Origin of the sequence: Rhodococcus sp. R1101 (assembly GCF_000278445.1) — a bacterium.
Lineage (GTDB): Bacteria > Actinomycetota > Actinomycetes > Mycobacteriales > Mycobacteriaceae > Rhodococcus > Rhodococcus gordoniae.
The window spans coordinates 1-691 of sequence record NZ_AJVB01000885.1 but is presented as its reverse complement, the minus strand read 5'-3'; the positions used below and the strand labels follow the sequence as shown (position 1 = coordinate 691).

The following is a 691-nucleotide window of genomic DNA, read 5'->3' as shown; positions in this document are numbered from 1 at the left end:
GTCTCGCAACAGAGGATGCGCAGGGCGCAGGCGGAGGCCGATCGGCTCTGCCCACCCCGCCACCGGCGCAACGCTGGATGGCGAACGACGCGGCCGAAGAGGCGGCCGAACCGCCGCGACAACAGCAGTAGCCCAATGGATCCGAGTGGGAGGGTGCGCCGAGTGGCGCACCCTCCCACTCGTTATCGGCGTCCGAGCATCGGTAGCGCCATGGCCACCAGGATCAGCCCGGCGCCTCCCGCGGCGAGCACCGTCACGGACTCTCCGAACGCCGCCATGCCGATCATCAGTGCGACCACGACTTCGAGGTAGGACAGTCCGGACAGCTCCGCAGCACGAAGATGCTTCCCCGCGACCACGAGCAGGCCGAGGGCGAACAGACCGCAGACGACGAAGAACCCGCCGGCCCACAACCACTGCGTCACGGTCATCCCCGACATGTCGGGTCGGGTCACCACGACCATCGCGCCCGTCGCGACGGCACCGAAGACGAAGTTCCACAGGGACCGGACGTCGGACGGCATGTCGGTGCGATAGCGGTAGCACAGCAGAGCCGCACCGTAGAAGAGACCCGAGGCCACGCCCAGCACCGTGCCCAGCGTGTCGTGCTCGCCGCCGGAACGATCACCGCCCACCAGACCGGCGGCAAGGAGCATCCCGGCGAACGCGGTCCCGATCGACAGCGCGTCGA

1 protein-coding gene is annotated in these 691 nt (G+C 69.0%); it reads right to left on the bottom strand.

The window, feature by feature from the left end:
* Positions 1-182: 182 nt before the first annotated feature.
* The coding region (locus tag R1101_RS28905) for an EamA family transporter (protein ID WP_016935831.1) at positions 183-691 on the bottom strand (509 nt) is incomplete at its 5' end.